The sequence below is a fragment of the Gordonia effusa NBRC 100432 genome, assembly GCF_000241305.1.
GTDB lineage: Bacteria > Actinomycetota > Actinomycetes > Mycobacteriales > Mycobacteriaceae > Gordonia > Gordonia effusa.
In genome coordinates this window covers 143,067-158,645 of the sequence record NZ_BAEH01000036.1, presented here as the reverse complement: position 1 = coordinate 158,645, position 15,579 = coordinate 143,067, and the positions used below count along the sequence as shown (strand labels likewise).

The 15,579-nt window shown below is 62.0% G+C and carries 14 protein-coding genes; 9 read left to right on the top strand and 5 right to left on the bottom strand.

What is annotated here, in order from left to right:
• Positions 1-212 precede the first annotated feature (212 nt).
• From GOEFS_RS06170 to GOEFS_RS06160, 3 genes are read left to right on the top strand one after another with little or no spacing between them, the layout of a single operon-like run.
• Positions 213-401 (top strand): DUF4244 domain-containing protein, encoded by a 189-nt coding sequence (locus GOEFS_RS06170; RefSeq protein ID WP_007317034.1) that lies wholly within the window; start codon positions 213-215, stop codon positions 399-401.
• Positions 402-404: 3 nt separating this feature from the next.
• The gene (locus tag GOEFS_RS06165) at positions 405-794 is read left to right on the top strand and encodes a TadE family type IV pilus minor pilin (protein WP_007317033.1); all 390 of its coding nucleotides are present in this window, start codon (positions 405-407) and stop codon (positions 792-794) included.
• A complete protein-coding gene (locus GOEFS_RS06160) occupies positions 775-1,131 on the top strand; it encodes an Rv3654c family TadE-like protein (protein ID WP_007317032.1) in 357 nt (118 codons plus the stop codon). Before GOEFS_RS06165 ends, GOEFS_RS06160 begins: the two co-directional genes overlap by 20 nt.
• A gap of 3 nt (positions 1,132-1,134) precedes the next feature.
• On the opposite strand, the gene sftH is transcribed toward GOEFS_RS06160, so the two are convergent.
• Complete coding sequence (sftH, locus tag GOEFS_RS06155) at positions 1,135-3,447, bottom strand: Zn-binding domain-containing protein (RefSeq protein WP_040524566.1); 2,313 nt, start codon at positions 3,445-3,447, stop codon at positions 1,135-1,137.
• Positions 3,448-3,862: 415 nt separating this feature from the next.
• Here sftH and GOEFS_RS06150 point away from each other — a divergent pair, with 415 nt between their 5' ends.
• The 3 genes from GOEFS_RS06150 to topA all read left to right on the top strand — a co-directional run bounded on the left by GOEFS_RS06150 (position 3,863) and on the right by topA (position 8,013).
• Entirely contained in the window at positions 3,863-4,066 is a 204-nt protein-coding gene (locus GOEFS_RS06150) for a cold-shock protein (RefSeq protein ID WP_004022110.1), read from the top strand.
• Between the two features lie 106 nt (positions 4,067-4,172).
• The gene (locus GOEFS_RS06145) at positions 4,173-4,760 is read left to right on the top strand and encodes a hypothetical protein (protein ID WP_007317030.1); all 588 of its coding nucleotides are present in this window, start codon (positions 4,173-4,175) and stop codon (positions 4,758-4,760) included.
• 160 nt (positions 4,761-4,920) lie between these two features.
• A complete protein-coding gene (gene topA / locus GOEFS_RS06140) occupies positions 4,921-8,013 on the top strand; it encodes a type I DNA topoisomerase (protein WP_007317029.1) in 3,093 nt (1,030 codons plus the stop codon).
• A gap of 135 nt (positions 8,014-8,148) precedes the next feature.
• Here topA and GOEFS_RS06135 read toward each other — a convergent pair whose 3' ends face one another.
• The gene (locus GOEFS_RS06135) at positions 8,149-9,663 is read right to left on the bottom strand and encodes an adenylate/guanylate cyclase domain-containing protein (RefSeq protein WP_007317028.1); all 1,515 of its coding nucleotides are present in this window, start codon (positions 9,661-9,663) and stop codon (positions 8,149-8,151) included.
• Between the two features lie 117 nt (positions 9,664-9,780).
• Between GOEFS_RS06135 and GOEFS_RS06130 the strand changes: the two genes are divergently transcribed.
• Positions 9,781-11,067: a DNA polymerase III subunit delta' gene (locus GOEFS_RS06130; protein ID WP_040524563.1), complete on the top strand. Its 1,287-nt coding sequence runs from the start codon at positions 9,781-9,783 to the stop codon at positions 11,065-11,067.
• Positions 11,068-11,118: 51 nt separating this feature from the next.
• Positions 11,119-12,630, top strand: a complete 1,512-nt coding sequence (locus tag GOEFS_RS06125) for an FAD-dependent oxidoreductase (RefSeq protein WP_007317026.1) — start codon at positions 11,119-11,121, stop codon at positions 12,628-12,630.
• A gap of 8 nt (positions 12,631-12,638) precedes the next feature.
• Here GOEFS_RS06125 and GOEFS_RS06120 read toward each other — a convergent pair whose 3' ends face one another.
• A complete protein-coding gene (locus GOEFS_RS06120; RefSeq protein ID WP_007317025.1) occupies positions 12,639-13,916 on the bottom strand; it encodes an NAD(P)/FAD-dependent oxidoreductase in 1,278 nt (425 codons plus the stop codon).
• Positions 13,917-14,050: 134 nt separating this feature from the next.
• Between GOEFS_RS06120 and GOEFS_RS06115 the strand changes: the two genes are divergently transcribed.
• Positions 14,051-14,935, top strand: a complete 885-nt coding sequence (locus GOEFS_RS06115; RefSeq protein ID WP_007317024.1) for a LysR family transcriptional regulator — start codon at positions 14,051-14,053, stop codon at positions 14,933-14,935.
• A 10-nt stretch (positions 14,936-14,945) separates the two neighbouring features.
• Here GOEFS_RS06115 and GOEFS_RS23405 read toward each other — a convergent pair whose 3' ends face one another.
• Both GOEFS_RS23405 and GOEFS_RS06105 read right to left on the bottom strand, forming a co-directional pair.
• The gene (locus GOEFS_RS23405; RefSeq protein ID WP_007317023.1) at positions 14,946-15,110 is read right to left on the bottom strand and encodes a hypothetical protein; all 165 of its coding nucleotides are present in this window, start codon (positions 15,108-15,110) and stop codon (positions 14,946-14,948) included.
• Positions 15,111-15,248: 138 nt separating this feature from the next.
• The gene (locus GOEFS_RS06105) at positions 15,249-15,455 is read right to left on the bottom strand and encodes a cold-shock protein (protein WP_007317022.1); all 207 of its coding nucleotides are present in this window, start codon (positions 15,453-15,455) and stop codon (positions 15,249-15,251) included.
• Positions 15,456-15,579 lie beyond the last annotated feature (124 nt).

The window sequence follows — 15,579 nt, the reverse complement described above, 5'->3', positions numbered from 1 at the left end:
CCCCGTAACACAGCCGCCCAACCTTCAACGAGATGAAATTTTGTCCCCGTGAGTTCCCTCAAAGGGCAATATGCCCTCGAAACTCATTGAGGGGGACGATATTTGCCAGACACCCGAGCTTATCTCCCAAGAAAACTCGATGGATCCAAATGCCCTCCTGCTGCGTCTAAAGATGAGGGGTTCGATCGGCGAACCACGGGAGGAGCACGGTCATGGATCAGAAATCGTTGTGGCGCAGACTAATCGTCGAGGACGACGGTATGTCGACCGCCGAATACGCGATCGGGACGATCGCTGCCGCGGCGTTTGGCGCTCTCTTGTACACGGTGGTCACCGGTGACAATGTGGTGAGTGCCTTGACCGGCATCATCACCAAAGCGCTGTCGACATCGGTGGGGTAGGTCATGCGGGCGCGACGTCTGCACGACGATGACGCCGGGATGTCGACAGTGGAGTCGGCGTATGCGATCGCTGCGATCGTGGCGGTGCTGATATTGGGAATCGTTGGGGTGTCTACTGTTTCGGCCCAGGTCCGATGTGTCGATGCTGCTCGCGAGGTGGCTCGGTTGATCGCGGCGGGCGACGCGACGGCTCGTGATACCGGCGCACGGGTGGCGCCGACCGGCGCGACTATCTCGGTGAATGACTCCTCGCCGGAGTATGTCGAGGTAACCGTCGAGACGACAGTGGCGCTGCTGCCCGGCCTCGACATCCGGGCTCGTGCTGTCGCGGCTCGCGAGCCCGACGCTGGGCAGAGCAGTAATGACGATCCCGATGCGCCGCCTGATCGATGACGATGGGTCGGCAACGGTGTTGGGAGCGTGGGCAATTGCCGCGTTGACGATGATCATCGTGTTGATGCTCTATGTCGGCGCTGCGGTTATTGGCCGTCATCGTGCGCAGTCGGCCGCCGACCTTGCCGCCCTCGGTGGTGCGATCTCTCAGTTGGCCGGCCAGGACGCGTGCGAGAAAGTCGCCGACATCGTGCATCGTCAGGCAACCAACGCGCGACTCGGCCGATGCGAAACTGTAGGCGACGACGTCGTGGTGACCGTAATCATCGGTATCACGTTGGGGCACTGGGGAATTCGTGAGGCGCGAGCCTCGGCGCGGGCAGGTCCAGTGGAGTAGCGGCTACGCCACCAACCGGCTCAGCAAGGTCAGCACCGACAGCGCACCCCGCTTGTCTAGCGGTTCATTTCCGTTGCCGCACTTGGGTGATTGCACGCAGGAGGGGCAGCCTCGTTCGCAACGACACGCGGCGATGGCCTCCCGGGTGGCCGTCATCCATTGTGCGAAGGCTTCGTAGCCGCGGTCGGCGAATCCGGCCCCGCCAGGGTATCCGTCGTAGACGAACACCGTCGGCAATCCGGTGTCGGGATGCAGGTTGGTCGATAGGCCGCCGATATCCCAGCGGTCACACGTTGCGACCAGGCCGAGCATGCCGATCGCGGCATGTTCGGCTGCGTGTAGTGCTCCGGGAAAACGGCCCGCGCTTACCCCGATGGCCTCGAGGGCGTCGGGGGTCAGCGTGTACATCACCGCCCGGGTCCGCAGCGTTTGCTCCGGCATATCCAGTGGGACGGAGTCGATAACTTCACCGGTCAGCAGTTTGCGCAAATAGCCAACAACCTGGTGCGTGACATCTACCTCGACCAGGGCCAGGGTTAGGTCGAAGAAGCGTTGGGACTCAACGGTATTGGTGATAGTGATCTCGGTGATCTCGCGCGCCGACGTCGTCCAGTCGGGTTCCTCGGGATGCAGTAGCGCCAGACCCTCGTCGAGATCGAGTTCGTCGACCACGTAACTGGCGCCCTGGTGAATATGGACGGCGCCAGCGTGTATCGACGACATCGCGCGGCCGGTATCGATCGTGCCGAGCAGTCTCGACGTGGTCGAATCAACGATGAGAACCTGTCCGCCGATACCGCCTCGGATATCGATGTCGGAGTGTGGATCCAGACCGGCGGCAACGTACCAGCCGGCCGGCCGTTTCTTGAGAAGGCCTGCGGCACTGAGTCGTTCGACTGCGGCCTGGGCATCGAAGAGTTCGATGTCTTGATCCTTCAATGGTAATTCGCAAGCGGCGCAAAGTAGTTGCGCGTCGAGAACGTAGGGATTGGACGGGTCGATCACCGTTGCTTCGACGGGTTTGTCGAGTAGCGCTTCGGGATGGTGAACCAGATAGGTGTCGAGCGGATCGTCGCGGGCCACTAGCACGACCGTTGATGCCTCACCGCGGCGCCCGGCTCGCCCGGCCTGTTGCCAGAAGGATGCGACGGTTCCCGGATAACCCGCAACGATCACCGCATCGAGGCCACTGATATCGACACCGAGTTCAAGCGCATTCGTTGTTGTTACGCCAAGTAATTCGCCATCGGCAATGGCACGTTCGAGGCGCCGGCGATCATCGGCGAGGTACCCGGCGCGGTAGCTGCCGATTCGCTCGGTCAAGTCGGGCGCGGACTGTGCGAGGAGATCGCGGGCGCTGCGCGCGGTTATCTCAACGCCGCGTCGAGATCGCACGAAACACAGCGTTCGCGCTCCCTCGATCACGAAATCGGCCAATAGTCGGGCCGCGTCCGCCCCCGCCGACCGCCGAACCGGCGCATCGTTTTCGCCGCTGGCCTCCGGCACGAAGTCGGGTTCCCAGAGGGCAACGGTTCGTGCACCATGCGGCGAGGTGTCATCGGTTACCGCCTCGGCGGGTGCGCCAATCAGTCGGGTTAGCGAACCGGCCGGGTCGGCATTGGTCGCACTCGCGGCGATGACGACCGGCGCGGCGCCCAACGCCCGCGCGATCCGCAGTATTCGGCGTAGCACCAGTGCGGTGTGCGAACCAAATACGCCCCGATAGTGATGTGATTCATCGACCACGATGAAGCGAAGGTTTCGAAAGAAATGTTGCCACTTTCCGTGCGCCGACAATATACCAATATGGCACATGTCCGGATTGGTGAAGATCCATCGTGAATGCGCGCGAGCCCACTGGCGGATATCGGGATCGGTATCGCCATCGTAGGCGCAAGGTTGCAAATGAGAGAATTCCGCACGGCCGGCAAGCAGTGTCGCTAGTGAACGTAGTTGATCGGCGCCAAGTGCCTTGGTCGGAGCCAAATACAGTGCGCACGCATTGGGATTGGTGAGAAATTCGGAGAGAATCGGAACTTGATAGGCGAGTGACTTACCCGACGCCGTTCCGGTGGCCAGAGCGACGTGCGTGCCCGAGTGTGCTAGCTGGGCCGCGCGCGCCTGGTGCTCCCAAAGTTGCGTAATTCCTTGTGCGGCAAAGGCATTAACGATAGCTTGGTCGACCCACGTCGGCCACGGAAGGTATGACGCTGATCGCGACGGGATCACCACGCTGTGCCGAAGGGGTGAGTTACCGGCTTCTACACCGGCCAGTGTGCGCGACAGTAACTCGCTACCGAAATCTACTTTGCGCATGTTCGCCTGGCCGTTCACCGAATGTCGTCTCGTGAGTTCCAATGTTATCCGTGTGTCCGAGATCGGGCAGAGAGGGCTTGTGGCCGTTGGCAATCACGCGTATGGGGCAGTGCGCAACCTTACGCCGCGGCAAAAGATAACTGTTTGGTTTCGACTCGCTGAACAACACCAGGTTTTCACTCAATTTGCATCTGGTGACTGTTGTGAACCCGCTGAACGTGGTTGACTTGTCAGCGGTCGCAGCTTCTGGTCAGTCCCGGTTGGTATCAGGGCTCTGAGGGGAATCGATGTTGCGAACGTGGTACTGAAGGTTAGTTTGGTCCGTCCAGGCTTTTTGATGTATGGCGTCGGAACCGGCCAACGGCACGAGACCATCGTGTTGCCTCTGTTGGTTTGTATGTAAAGGAATGCAGTAATGGCACAGGGAACTGTGAAGTGGTTCAACGCGGAAAAAGGCTTCGGCTTCATCGCACCGGATGAGGGTTCGGACGACGTGTTTGTCCACTACTCCGAGATCCAGGGATCCGGTTTCCGCACTCTCGAAGAAAATCAGCGAGTGGAGTTCGAGGTCGGCCAGGGCACCAAGGGCCCGCAGGCCACCGGCGTCCGCGCCGTCTAGGACTCGTTCGCTCAAACGACGAGCTTGCGCAATCCCGCCCCCGGTCATAGATCGGGGGCGGGATTTGTGGTCTAGGTGGGTGTACGACTCGCACTAGACTCGACCTATGTCCCAGATCGCGATGTTCTCCGCAGACACCGACGAGCCCGCGCTCGCCGATGTCGCAGGGTTGCTCGCAGCCAACGGACAGTCGGTTCACACCGCGACCGGGGCCAGGGTTTCTGTTGTCGTCGCTGATCAGTGGCGGGCTGACGCGTTGGTCGCCGAACTCGTCGCTGCCGGATTGGAAGCCGAAGCGGTTGTCTCCGACGAGGGCTCACCGATGGCCCGCACGCTGCCAACTCCCAGGCTGACGGCGTTGCATCGCAGTTGGTCCACCGGAGCGGTGAAAACAGTGCCGCCCGGATGGATGCCGACTCCACGTGCGATTCGTCTCTGGGTGATTGCCGGCGGACATCGCGAGGGCGCGCGATATCTACTTGGTCTCGACACCCACGCACCCGACACACATCCGCATTTAGCGACGGCGTTGATGCGGGTCGGCATCGCGCCGATCATTGTCGGAGCCCGGGGTGGCTCACCGGCATTGTGTGTCACCGGTAAGCGGCGACTCACCCGGCTGAGCGAGACCATCGGCCCCGCGCCGACACAACTTGGTGCAGCCGCTGATTGGCCTGCGGCTCAACTGTCCTGACCTGCGACTCTATGGTTTAGTTCGGTGACATAAGGGAATCTCTTGTCCCCCGAATGTGTAATCAGATGTGCAGCGCACGCTATACATAAGGTACAACGACGTATAAGAACACCTATTCTTCGGTTAATCCGCATACCGAAGTACAACGCGAAAGGCGCCCGTGGCCGAGACTGACACCGCCGCACCGACGAAGCCAATCCGGCGGCTCGTCATTGTCGAGTCACCGACCAAGGCGCGCAAGATCGCGGGCTACCTGGGTGCGAACTACGTCGTCGAATCGTCTCGCGGACATATTCGAGATCTGCCGCGCGGAGCGGCCGATGTGCCCGCGAAGTACAAGGGGCAGTCCTGGGCCCGCCTGGGCGTCAACGTCGACGATGATTTTGAGCCGCTCTATGTGGTCTCCGCGGACAAGAAGTCCACGGTGACCGAGCTGAAGTCGCTGCTCAAAGATGTTGACGAGCTGTATCTCGCGACGGACGGTGACCGCGAGGGGGAGGCTATCGCCTGGCACCTGTTGGAAACCCTCAAGCCCAAAGTGCCGGTCAAGCGGATGGTGTTCCATGAGATCACCGAGTCGGCGATCCAGGCGGCCGCGCAAAGCCCCCGCGACCTGGACATCGACCTCGTCGACGCTCAGGAGACCCGCCGCATCCTTGATCGTCTGTACGGCTACGAAGTATCGCCGGTGCTGTGGAAAAAGGTCATGCCGAAGCTGTCGGCCGGCCGTGTGCAGTCGGTGGCGACTCGAATCATCGTCGAACGCGAACGCGAACGGATGGCGTTCGTCTCAGCTGACTACTGGGATATCGCCGCGACAATGGACGCTGGAGATACCTCCGGTGACGCTACGACGTCGCCGCGTACCTTCCGCTCACGCCTGGTCAACGTCGACGATCAGCGGGTGGCAACCGGCCGCGACTTCGATTCCCACGGAGAACTGAAGAAGGCCGACGCCGTCGTTGTGCTCGACGAGGCTCGAGCCCGCTCGCTCGTTACCGGTCTCACCGGCGCGGCGATGTCAGTCACCTCCGTCGAGCAAAAGCCCTACACGCGGCGTCCCTACGCACCGTTCATGACTTCGACGCTGCAGCAAGAAGCTGGCCGCAAACTGCGCTTCTCGTCCGATCGCACCATGCGAATCGCACAGCGGTTGTACGAGAACGGCTACATCACCTATATGCGTACCGACTCAACGACGCTGTCGGAATCGGCGATCAGTGCGGCCCGTGCGCAGGCCACCGAGCTCTATGGCGCGAATTTTGTGCACCCCACGCCGCGTCAATACACCCGCAAGGTGAAAAACGCGCAGGAGGCACACGAGGCCATTCGTCCGGCAGGTGAGTCGTTCCGCACTCCCGGTGCGGTCGCCTCCGCACTGTCATCGGACGAATTTCGGTTGTACGAACTGATCTGGCAGCGCACGGTCGCGTCGCAGATGGCCGATGCCAAGGGGACGACGCTGAGTCTGCGAATCGCGGGGACCGCCAGCACCGGCGAGGTCTGCACCTTCGCCGCGTCGGGCCGCACTATCACTTTCCCGGGCTTCCTGTCCGCATATGTCGAGACCGTCGATGAGCAAGCGGGGGGACAGGCCGACGACGAGGAGTCGCGCCTGCCGAATCTGGTCGAAGGCCAGGCCCTTACCGCCAATGACCTTGAGGCAGACGGGCATTCGACCAATCCGCCAGCCCGCTATACCGAAGCTTCGTTGGTGAAGACACTCGAAGAACTCGGCATCGGACGGCCTTCGACCTATGCGTCGATCATCGGCACCATTCAGGACCGCGGATACGTGGTGAAGAAAGGTAGCGCGCTTGTCCCGTCGTGGATCGCGTTCGCCGTAATCGGTTTGCTCGAAGCACATTTCGAGTCTCTCGTCGACTACGACTTCACCGCGTCGCTGGAGGATGACCTCGACGAGATCGCCAGCGGCAACGAGAACCGAACCCGTTGGCTGACTGAGTTCTACTTCGGCAATGGCGACGAATCTTCCACGCCAGCAACGACTTCGGCGGATGGCGCTCGGTCCGACGTCGCACGACTCGGCGGGCTCAAGACTCTCGTCGGTGTGAATCTGGAGGGGATCGACGCGCGGGAAGTCAACTCCATCAACCTGTTCGACGATGAGCAGGGTCGACCGATCTACGTGCGCGTTGGTCGCTACGGCCCCTACCTGGAACGCAATGTGGCCGCGCCCGATGCCGAACCGGATCTGCAGCGCGCCAACCTGCCCGCGGATATGACACCCGACGAACTGACTCTCGAGGTTGCCGAAAAACTTTTCAGCACACCGCAAGAGGGGCGCGTGCTCGGGGTCGATCCGGCCAGTGGACACGAAATTGTGGTGAAGGAAGGGCGATTCGGCCCGTATGTCACCGAGATCCTGCCGACGCCAGAAGAGGACGACGACGGCGATACACCTGCCCCGGCCATGACCGTGCCGCCCGGCCCGACACCCCGCGACGGCGGCGCCACACCTGGCGGTACGTCCGGTTCGGAAGCGGAAGAACCAGTGTCCCTTGACGATCCGGCTGCGGGCGGTGTCGCCACCAAGACGGCTAAGACGACCACTAAGAAGGCGACCGCTAAGAAGACGACCAAGAAGGCTGCGAAGAAAGCTGCCGGTCCCAAGCCGCGTACCGGATCGCTGTTCAAGTCGATGGATATCGCGACGGTGACCCTTGATGACGCGCTCAAACTGCTGTCGTTGCCGAGAGTGGTCGGCGTCGATCCAGAATCCGGCGACGAGATCACCGCGCAGAACGGTCGTTATGGTCCGTACCTGAAGAAGGGCACCGACTCTCGGTCGTTGACGTCGGAGGACCAACTCTTCGAGGTGACTCTCGACGAAGCGCTGAAGATTTACTCCGAGCCGAAACGTCGCGGGCGGGCCGCTGCGGCTCCGCCGTTGCGGGAGTTGGGAAATGACTCGGTCAGCGAGAAGCCGATGGTCATCAAAGAGGGGCGGTTCGGTCCATATGTAACCGACGGTGAGACCAACGCCAGCCTCCGCAAGGGCGACGACGTCGCAACGATTACGCCCGATCGGGCCATGGAGTTGCTAGCCGATCGTCGGGCGCGCGGACCGGTCAAGAAGGCTGCCAAGAAAACCGCGAAGAAGACCGCAGCGAAGAAGACCGCGGCAAAGAAGACCGCGGCAAAGAAGGCGCCGGCCAAGAAGACCGCGGCAAAGAAGGCTCCAGCGAAGAAGGCAGCGGCAAAGAAGACACCACCGCCGGCCGCGGAGTAACGCGCCCCCCGCAAACCCGACCCGGGCGGACGTTCCCGACACGGAAACCGAGTCGGGAATGTCCGGGCGAGTGGGGTTTGCGAAAAGGGTGGGGTTTGCGATCCGAGCCCGAGCCCGAGCCCGACCGACCTAGCCTCAGCCTTGCTCGACCGGATCTAACTTTGGCCGCGCCAGCAGCGTTTCGATGCCGCGCCCGCGTAACTCGACACCTTCGCCGATATCCCAGAATTCGGCTTCGTCGGCAGAGCCGAGGAATACCGCGCGAGCCGAACCCAGGACCCGCGTCGGTTCGTCCTTGGCCAGCTCGGTCAGCCGCGCGGCCTCGTTCACCGGATCGCCGATGACGGTGTACTCCAGGCGTTGTTGCGAACCGATATGGCCGGCGATCGCCTTGCCAGCGGAGACGCCGATGCCGAAGTCAGTATTGCCAAGTGTCCGTTCGATTTCCACCCGCAGTTCGCGTGACGCGGCGAGTGCGCGACCGGCGAAATCATCGAGTTCGAGCGGCGCGCCAAAGATGGCGAGTGCGGCGTCGCCCTGGAACTTGTTGACGAAGCCGCCATGCCGCCCGACCACGTCGACGACGACTTGGAAGAATTCATTGAGCAGTCCGACTACTTCGCGCGGTGGCCGGTTGACCGCGAGTCGCGTCGAGCCGACGATGTCGACGAAAAGGACTCCCACGTAGCGTTCTTCGCCACCCAACTCGGTGCCGGTTTCGATGGCGCGTCGCGCCACGTCCTCGCCCACATAGCGGCCGAATAGGTTGCGCAACGCCTGGCGTTCCCGGACGTCGGCCACCATCTCGTTGAAGCCAGCTTGCAGCAGGCCGAGGTCGCTGCCGTCGTAGATCTTCACCGCGATGTCGAGATTGCCCGCGCGGACCTCGTTCTGGGCATGACGGAGTTGCTTGATGGGATCGGTGATCGCACCGAGCAGCCGCGCGATGGCGAGCACGCCGAAGGCGAGTCCGGCACAGGCCATCCAGAGGATGGGGCGAATGAGTTCAGTCGCCGTCGCGCCGGCGATCTGGAACCGGGCCAGAAGTATCAAGATGATGATGACGATCAGCGGCATGGCAACGGTCAGCAGCCAGAACAGGGTGATTCGGGTGCTGACGCTCGGGGCCACGGCGATATCGGGATCGTTCGCCATCGCCGCGACGGTGATCGGCCGGAGGACTTTCTCGGCCTGCATATAGCTGAGCACACAGGTCACCAGTGCACCGATAGCCGTGGCGCCAGCGACGAAGAATGCCCGCTGACCGCTGATACCGAGGTTGAGATAGGTGAACAGGATGCCGCCGATCGTCCACAGCGCGAAGTTCGATGCGGTGAGCAGCCACGGCAGCGCGAGTGCGCGACGTCGGGCATAGGTGTCATCTAGACGTGAACGCCGACGATGCCACACCAGAACCGGCAGACTGAGACGGATGCTGAGATAGCCGCCAACGAGGGCCGCGATTACCAGATAGAGCGCGAAAATAAGCTGGTTCCGGGCGTCGATCTGCGAAAGGCTGACCGCATATTTGTCGGGCATTCCGAATCGAAGGAACGCGAAGGTGAACAGTGCGCCGAGCAGATTGGCGCGCAGCATGTCGAGGGCGAGCACCGGCCATGGCGTATGGACTAGCCAGCGAGCCAGGTGCATGCCCTTCGACCACCTCGAGCGACGTGCAACCACACCACCAACGGTAGCTGGATGCTTGCAATTGTTAAACACTGCCGCTTCGCATCGAGTGTCCGGCGCGACCTCTAGTCTGTTGACGTGAGTAACGTGTTCGACCGCTTGATCGGCCAGCGGGCAGTGGCGACAGAACTGTCGGCGGCAGCGCGGGCGGCTTTGTCGGTGTCCGCCCGGCTCGACGAACAGAGTGCAGGCGCGGTGTCGATGTTCGACGCTGATGCAGGTCAGGTAGAGAATAGCGTCGCCGCTCAGCGGGCGTCGATGACGCATGCGTGGCTTTTTACCGGTCCACCGGGCACAGGCCGCTCAGTCGCCGCGACTTGTTTTGCCGCCGCCCTGCAGTGTCAGACACCCGACAACCTCGGGTGTGGGATATGTCGCTCTTGTACGACTGTGATGAGTGGCACACACGCCGATGTTCGCCATGTTGTACCGCAGGGATTGAGCCTTTCAGTATTGGCAATCCGAGACATCGTGCAAACGGCTAGTCGTCGTCCGGGAACAGGGCGGTGGCAGATCGTCATCGTCGAAGACGCCGACCGGCTGACCGAGCAGGCTGCCAACGCGTTGTTGAAGGTCGTCGAAGAGCCGCCGCCGCGTACCGTTTTCCTGCTGTGCGCGCCGTCAGTCGACCCGGAGGACATCTCGGTCACTCTGAAGTCGCGTTGTCGTCATATCGCGCTCACGACTGCGTCAGTGGCCGATATCGCCGACGTGTTGACCACCCACGACGGCATCGACGCTGAAGACGCGCTCTGGGCGGCATCGGTATGCGGAGGGCATATTGGTCGAGCCCGACGTTTAGCCACTGATCCCGCCGCGCGCAGCCAACGGCTAGCCGCACTGGGCTTGGCCCGAGCGGCAACCCGTGATTCGACGGCGTATGCGGGTGCCGAATCGTTGGTCCGCTCGGCCGACGAAGCGGCGAAGGCTATCAGTGCCGAGCTGGATGAGGCGGAGACCGAAGAACTCAAGACCGCGCTCGGTGCGGGCGGCACCGGTAAGGGCGCGGCACGAGCACCACGTGGGTCGGCGGGTGCCATCAAAGAACTGGAGAAGCGACAAAAGTCTCGCGCGACACGGACATCCCGCGATGTGTTAGACCGAGCCCTGGTGGACTTGGCTGCGCTCTTCCGTGACGCGATGGTCACAGCTTCGGGGGCCCGAGTGCAGTTCATGCATCCCGACATGGTCGAGTCCACGACGGCCGGCATGGCCGGGTTCGCGTCCCCGGAGCAACTATTGCAGTGCATCGAAGCGGTTCTGGAATGCCGAGAAGCGTTGGACCTCAACGTCAAACCCAAATTCGCGGTCGATGCGATGGTGGCGAAGATCGGTCAGGCGATGAGGAGTAAACGACCGCGCTAGGGCATCGCCGATAGCGGGTTTCAATCGAGGCGACGACGGGTAACCGCTGATGTGTCCTCTCTATGGCGTGACCGTGTCTCGATTGACGATTTCCCGAGCCTCGATGACGATGGCTCATTCGACTACGCGATCGTCGGGGCGGGCCTCACCGGGATGGCGACGGCCGTGCTGTTGGCACGGCGCGGCGCGAGTGTCGCCGTCATCGAAGGTCGAACCGTCGGTGCGTGCACGACCGGCAATACGACCGGCAAGGTGAGTCTCTTGCAGGGTTCTCAATTGTCGACTATCGCCCGACGGCACCGAGCTACGACGGTTGATGACTACGTGACTGCCAATTCCCAAGCACAGCAATGGATTCTGGACTTCTGCGAGAGTATGCGGGTGCCGTTTCAGTGGGAAGCGGCATATTCGTACGCACAGACGGCCGCTGGTGTTTCGCAGGCCCGCGCGGAATATGACGCGTGTCGCGCGGCGGGGCTGGATGTGTCGTGGGAACAAGACCTCGCCGAACTTCCCTTCGACACATGCGGGGGAGTCCGGCTCGACGATCAGATACAACTCGACGCGATGGAGTTGTTACGGGCCTTGGTATCCGAGGCCCTCGCCGCCGGAGTGAAAATATTCGAGCACAGTCGGGTGAGGAACGTCAGGATCGACGGCGCGGGAGCGGTTGGCGGTGACAAGAGAGTCGTCGTCGACGCGGTGAAAGCCCGCGTGCGCGCGACGGCGACGGTACTTGCCACTGGCACGCCGGTGCTTGATCGCGGCGGGTTCTTCGCCAGGTTGAGTCCACACCGTTCCTACGGATTGGCATTCCGGGCCCCCGCGAACACTCCCCGCGGCATGTACGTCTCGGTGGATCAACCGACTCGATCGCTGCGATACGCACCCGACGTCGGAGGTGAGTACCTTCTGGTCGGCGGGAATGGCCACATCGTTGGTCGTGCGGTTTCGCCGCAGGCGAAGGTCGATGACCTAATCGACTGGAGCCGAGCGCATTTCGATATCGGCGCTCCCGCCCACCAATGGTCCGCTCAGGATTACACGCCGGTCCATGGACTTCCCTACGCAGGCGCGCTATTGCCCGGAAGTGATCGGATCCTGGTCGCTTCCGGATACAACAAGTGGGGGATGACCAATGCCGTGGCCGCCGCGCACGCACTTGCTGCTCGCCTGCTCGGTGACCGCGGCGGGTGGGCGCGGGTCCTTGAGACATGGACGCCGCGCGAACTGGCGGGCCTTTCGTCGATGATCCAGACGAATGCCGGAGTCGCGGTAGCTATGACGCGTGGCTGGTTAACCGCCGAAACGCGCGGCGCCGGGCCGCCTCCCGCCGAGGGGGAGGGGCGTGTCGAGCGCCGCGCCGGCCGACCGGTCGGAATTTGCACCGTCAATGGCGCCACGACCGAGGTATCCGCGGTCTGTCCGCACCTTTACGGTGTTCTCCGCTGGAACGATGCAGAGAGTTCCTGGGATTGTCCATTACACGGCTCGCGCTTCGCGCCGGACGGCGCGATCCTCGAAGGCCCGGCGACAGCCCCATTGCACAACGTCAGTCAGTGATGCCGCGGCTACGCCGCCGCATGCTCCTTTTCACCGTCGGGTACGGCCTCCGGCGCGTACGTTGCGTACCCGGGGCGACCGCGTCCGACAAAGGCGCGTGCCCAATCGGCAAGAGCTTGTGTGCGATGTTTGAGACCCGCGAGGTAGTACAAGTGCACAACCAGCCAGGTGACCCATGCCAGCGGTCCGGTCATCTTGATCGTGTCTCGCACGTCGGTGACAGCGCCGAGTCGGTTGAGCATCGCCATGCTGCCCTTGTCGAAATAGTGAAATTCACTGCCGCGCTGGCGTTTTCCGGTGATCGTATCTGCGACGTGGCGACCCTGTTGCATCGCGACGGGGCTTTGCCCGGGGTAGTCGTGCAATGCGGTCATATCGCCGATGGCGAATACGTTCGCGTAGCCGCCGACGGTCAAGTCGTTGTTGATGAGCAACCTGCCCGCGCGGTCGGTAGCGCAGCCTGTCGCGGTAGCCAGTGCTTCCGCGAAATCCGCGGCGCGCACCCCGGCAGCCCAAATGACCGTGTCGGCATCCAATCGTGTTGGCGCGCCGTCATGTTCGACAGTCGCGCCGGTGGCGTCGAGGTCGGTGACCATCGCGCCGGTGATCACGGTAATGCCGGCGTCGGTCAGTCGCTGGCGTGCGTAGGCACTGAGTTTGCCACCGTAGGCCGGTAGTACGTCTGGTGCACCGTCGACGAGGGTGATGTGTACGTCCTGGTGGAAGTGACGTTTGGCCAATTCGGCTATTTCGCCGGCAGTTTCGACGCCCGTCGCGCCCGCTCCGACGATCACGAAGCTGGCCGCTCGCTGACGCGTCGTATCGTCGGCGGTCTGATCGGCGGCGATGACGAACCGTTCGTGGATATGGTCGCGCAGGGTCTTCGCGTCCTCAATGGTCTTCAAGGCGAAGGTGTGTTCAGCGAACTCGGGACGACCGAAATACGCCTGCGCCGAGCCGGTTGCTGCGACCAGCCAGGTGTATTCGACCACCGCGTCGTCGCCATCGGTGGTGACGAACACCTTCTGACCAGCGGCGTCCACCCCGGTCACATGCCCTTTGAGGATCGAAATGCCATCGGGGACAGTATCTTTGGCGGCGGTAGCGATGATCGCCGGATCCAGGATGCCCGTAGCTACTTGATAGAGCAGCGGTTGAAACAGGTAGTGCGCGGTGTCGCTGACGATCAGCGCGCGGTATCCGCGTCGTGCGAGGCGACGTGCGGCTGCGATGCCGCCGAAGCCCGAACCGACAATCACAACGTCGGCGGTATGGGTGGTGGTCATCGGGAATTCCTCTCTCGCGTCGTATCTCTCATTAATTAACAACACCACTCTGGGGCAGATCTATCCCGAGGTAAAACGCATAGATTTCAACGCAGTTATCTCAATCACTAATAAATGCTGATAGCCTCGGCTATATGGAGCTGCGTCAACTGCGCTATTTCGTCGCCGTCTGCGAAGAGTTAAGTTTCAGTCGAGCGGCGAGCCGCAACTATCTGTCGCAGTCGGCGATCAGCCATCAGATCGCACGGTTGGAGGCTGAGTTGTCGGTGACACTCTTCGACCGTTCGACGCGGCGGGTGATTCCGACCGACGCCGCTGATCGCTTGGCCCCGATCGCGCGTCAGATGCTGGCACTGGAGGAGTTGGCTTTTGCTGCCGTGCAGCCTGACGGACAGCGAATTCGGTTGGCCGCCAACATGTCTTTCGCCAATCGTGCGATGGCTGCGATCGCGGTTATCCGAGATGCGCACCCAGATGCCGAGGTGGACTTCATCATCCGCGACTTTGCCGCGCGGGTGGCTTCGGTGCGTTCGGGTGACGTCGACATCGCGCTGATACGAGGGTCACTGCCCGAATCGGAGGCCGGTGGTCGCACAAAGCTAGCGGTTCGCCGCTTGTGGTCGGAGGACCTGGTGGTTGTCGCATCGGAGAAGCACGCGCTGGCCAACGCCAAATCTGTTGATTTGCAACAGCTTTCGAAGTATCCGCTGCTATTGCCCTCGCTCGCGCAGCAACGGCTGTTGCGGTCGGTGATCGATGACGCCTTCGCCGCTTCGGGATTGACGGTGCGATGGGGTGCGCCGATCGCACCGGATCGCACCGCGGTAGCCGAATTGGTGAACCACCCCGATGCGTGGACGATTCTCTACGTAGGGGAGACGACGCCCGGTGTGCGGGTACTTCCGATGTCTCCGGGGGTGCTTCAGGTGGACGTCAACGCCGTCGAGCGTGCGGACGAACCGACGAGTCCACTGTTGGCCGAGCTAGTGGAAGTGCTTGTGCAAGGCCCTGATTCGTAGATTCGTGTGCCTACTTGTCGTCAGCGTCGGAGGCTGACTCGGAATCGGTGGTGTCGTCGTCCTCTTTGAGTGGGTCATAACCGCCAGGTGCGCCTTCGAGTACGGTCAGTTCGTTCTCGATCGCGGCGGATACGGCCTTGACCTCGTCTTTGATCTTCTTCCCGAAGTTCGACATGCTGATCTCCTCGCCATCGACGTGTGTCTGTTCCACTATATGGAGTTAAGTCCGGTTGCGTGAAATACCTTCCCGGAGAGCGCAAAAACCCCAGTCACACGGTGACTGGGGTTTTTGACTGCTCTCGTCGCGAGAAGCTTAGAGAACGGTCACGTTTGTGGCCTGAGGGCCCTTCTGGCCCTGCTCGATGTCGAATTCGACTCGCTGCGCCTCTTCGAGGTTGCGGAAACCGCTACCGCTGATCGCAGAGTAGTGAACGAAGACGTCACCGGTGTTGCTGTCGTCGGGAGCGATGAAGCCGAAGCCCTTTTCGCCGTTGAACCATTTGACGGTTCCTTGTGCCATGTTGCTTTACTACTTCCTTCAGAGAGAGATCAGGTGTAGATCCCGGCGTTTAGTCTTTCACACTCCGCGGCTCTCGGCTGCATCGAGTCCGAATTTTTCTAAGTCTGGGTAATGAAATTGGCAG

Excerpts from the sequence above, each read along its gene's own strand:
- GOEFS_RS06170 (WP_007317034.1), top strand. The coding sequence starts at position 213 with ATGGATCAGAAATCGTTGTGGCGCAGACTAATCGTCGAGGACGACGGT.
- GOEFS_RS06165 (WP_007317033.1), top strand. The coding sequence starts at position 405 with ATGCGGGCGCGACGTCTGCACGACGATGACGCCGGGATGTCGACAGTG.
- GOEFS_RS06160 (WP_007317032.1), top strand. The coding sequence starts at position 775 with ATGCGCCGCCTGATCGATGACGATGGGTCGGCAACGGTGTTGGGAGCG.
- sftH (WP_040524566.1), bottom strand. The coding sequence starts at position 3,447 with ATGCGCAAAGTAGATTTCGGTAGCGAGTTACTGTCGCGCACACTGGCC.
- GOEFS_RS06150 (WP_004022110.1), top strand. The coding sequence starts at position 3,863 with ATGGCACAGGGAACTGTGAAGTGGTTCAACGCGGAAAAAGGCTTCGGC.
- GOEFS_RS06145 (WP_007317030.1), top strand. The coding sequence starts at position 4,173 with ATGTCCCAGATCGCGATGTTCTCCGCAGACACCGACGAGCCCGCGCTC.
- GOEFS_RS06135 (WP_007317028.1), bottom strand. The coding sequence starts at position 9,663 with ATGCACCTGGCTCGCTGGCTAGTCCATACGCCATGGCCGGTGCTCGCC.
- GOEFS_RS06120 (WP_007317025.1), bottom strand. The coding sequence starts at position 13,916 with ATGACCACCACCCATACCGCCGACGTTGTGATTGTCGGTTCGGGCTTC.
- GOEFS_RS06115 (WP_007317024.1), top strand. The coding sequence starts at position 14,051 with ATGGAGCTGCGTCAACTGCGCTATTTCGTCGCCGTCTGCGAAGAGTTA.
- GOEFS_RS23405 (WP_007317023.1), bottom strand. The coding sequence starts at position 15,110 with ATGTCGAACTTCGGGAAGAAGATCAAAGACGAGGTCAAGGCCGTATCC.
- GOEFS_RS06105 (WP_007317022.1), bottom strand. The coding sequence starts at position 15,455 with ATGGCACAAGGAACCGTCAAATGGTTCAACGGCGAAAAGGGCTTCGGC.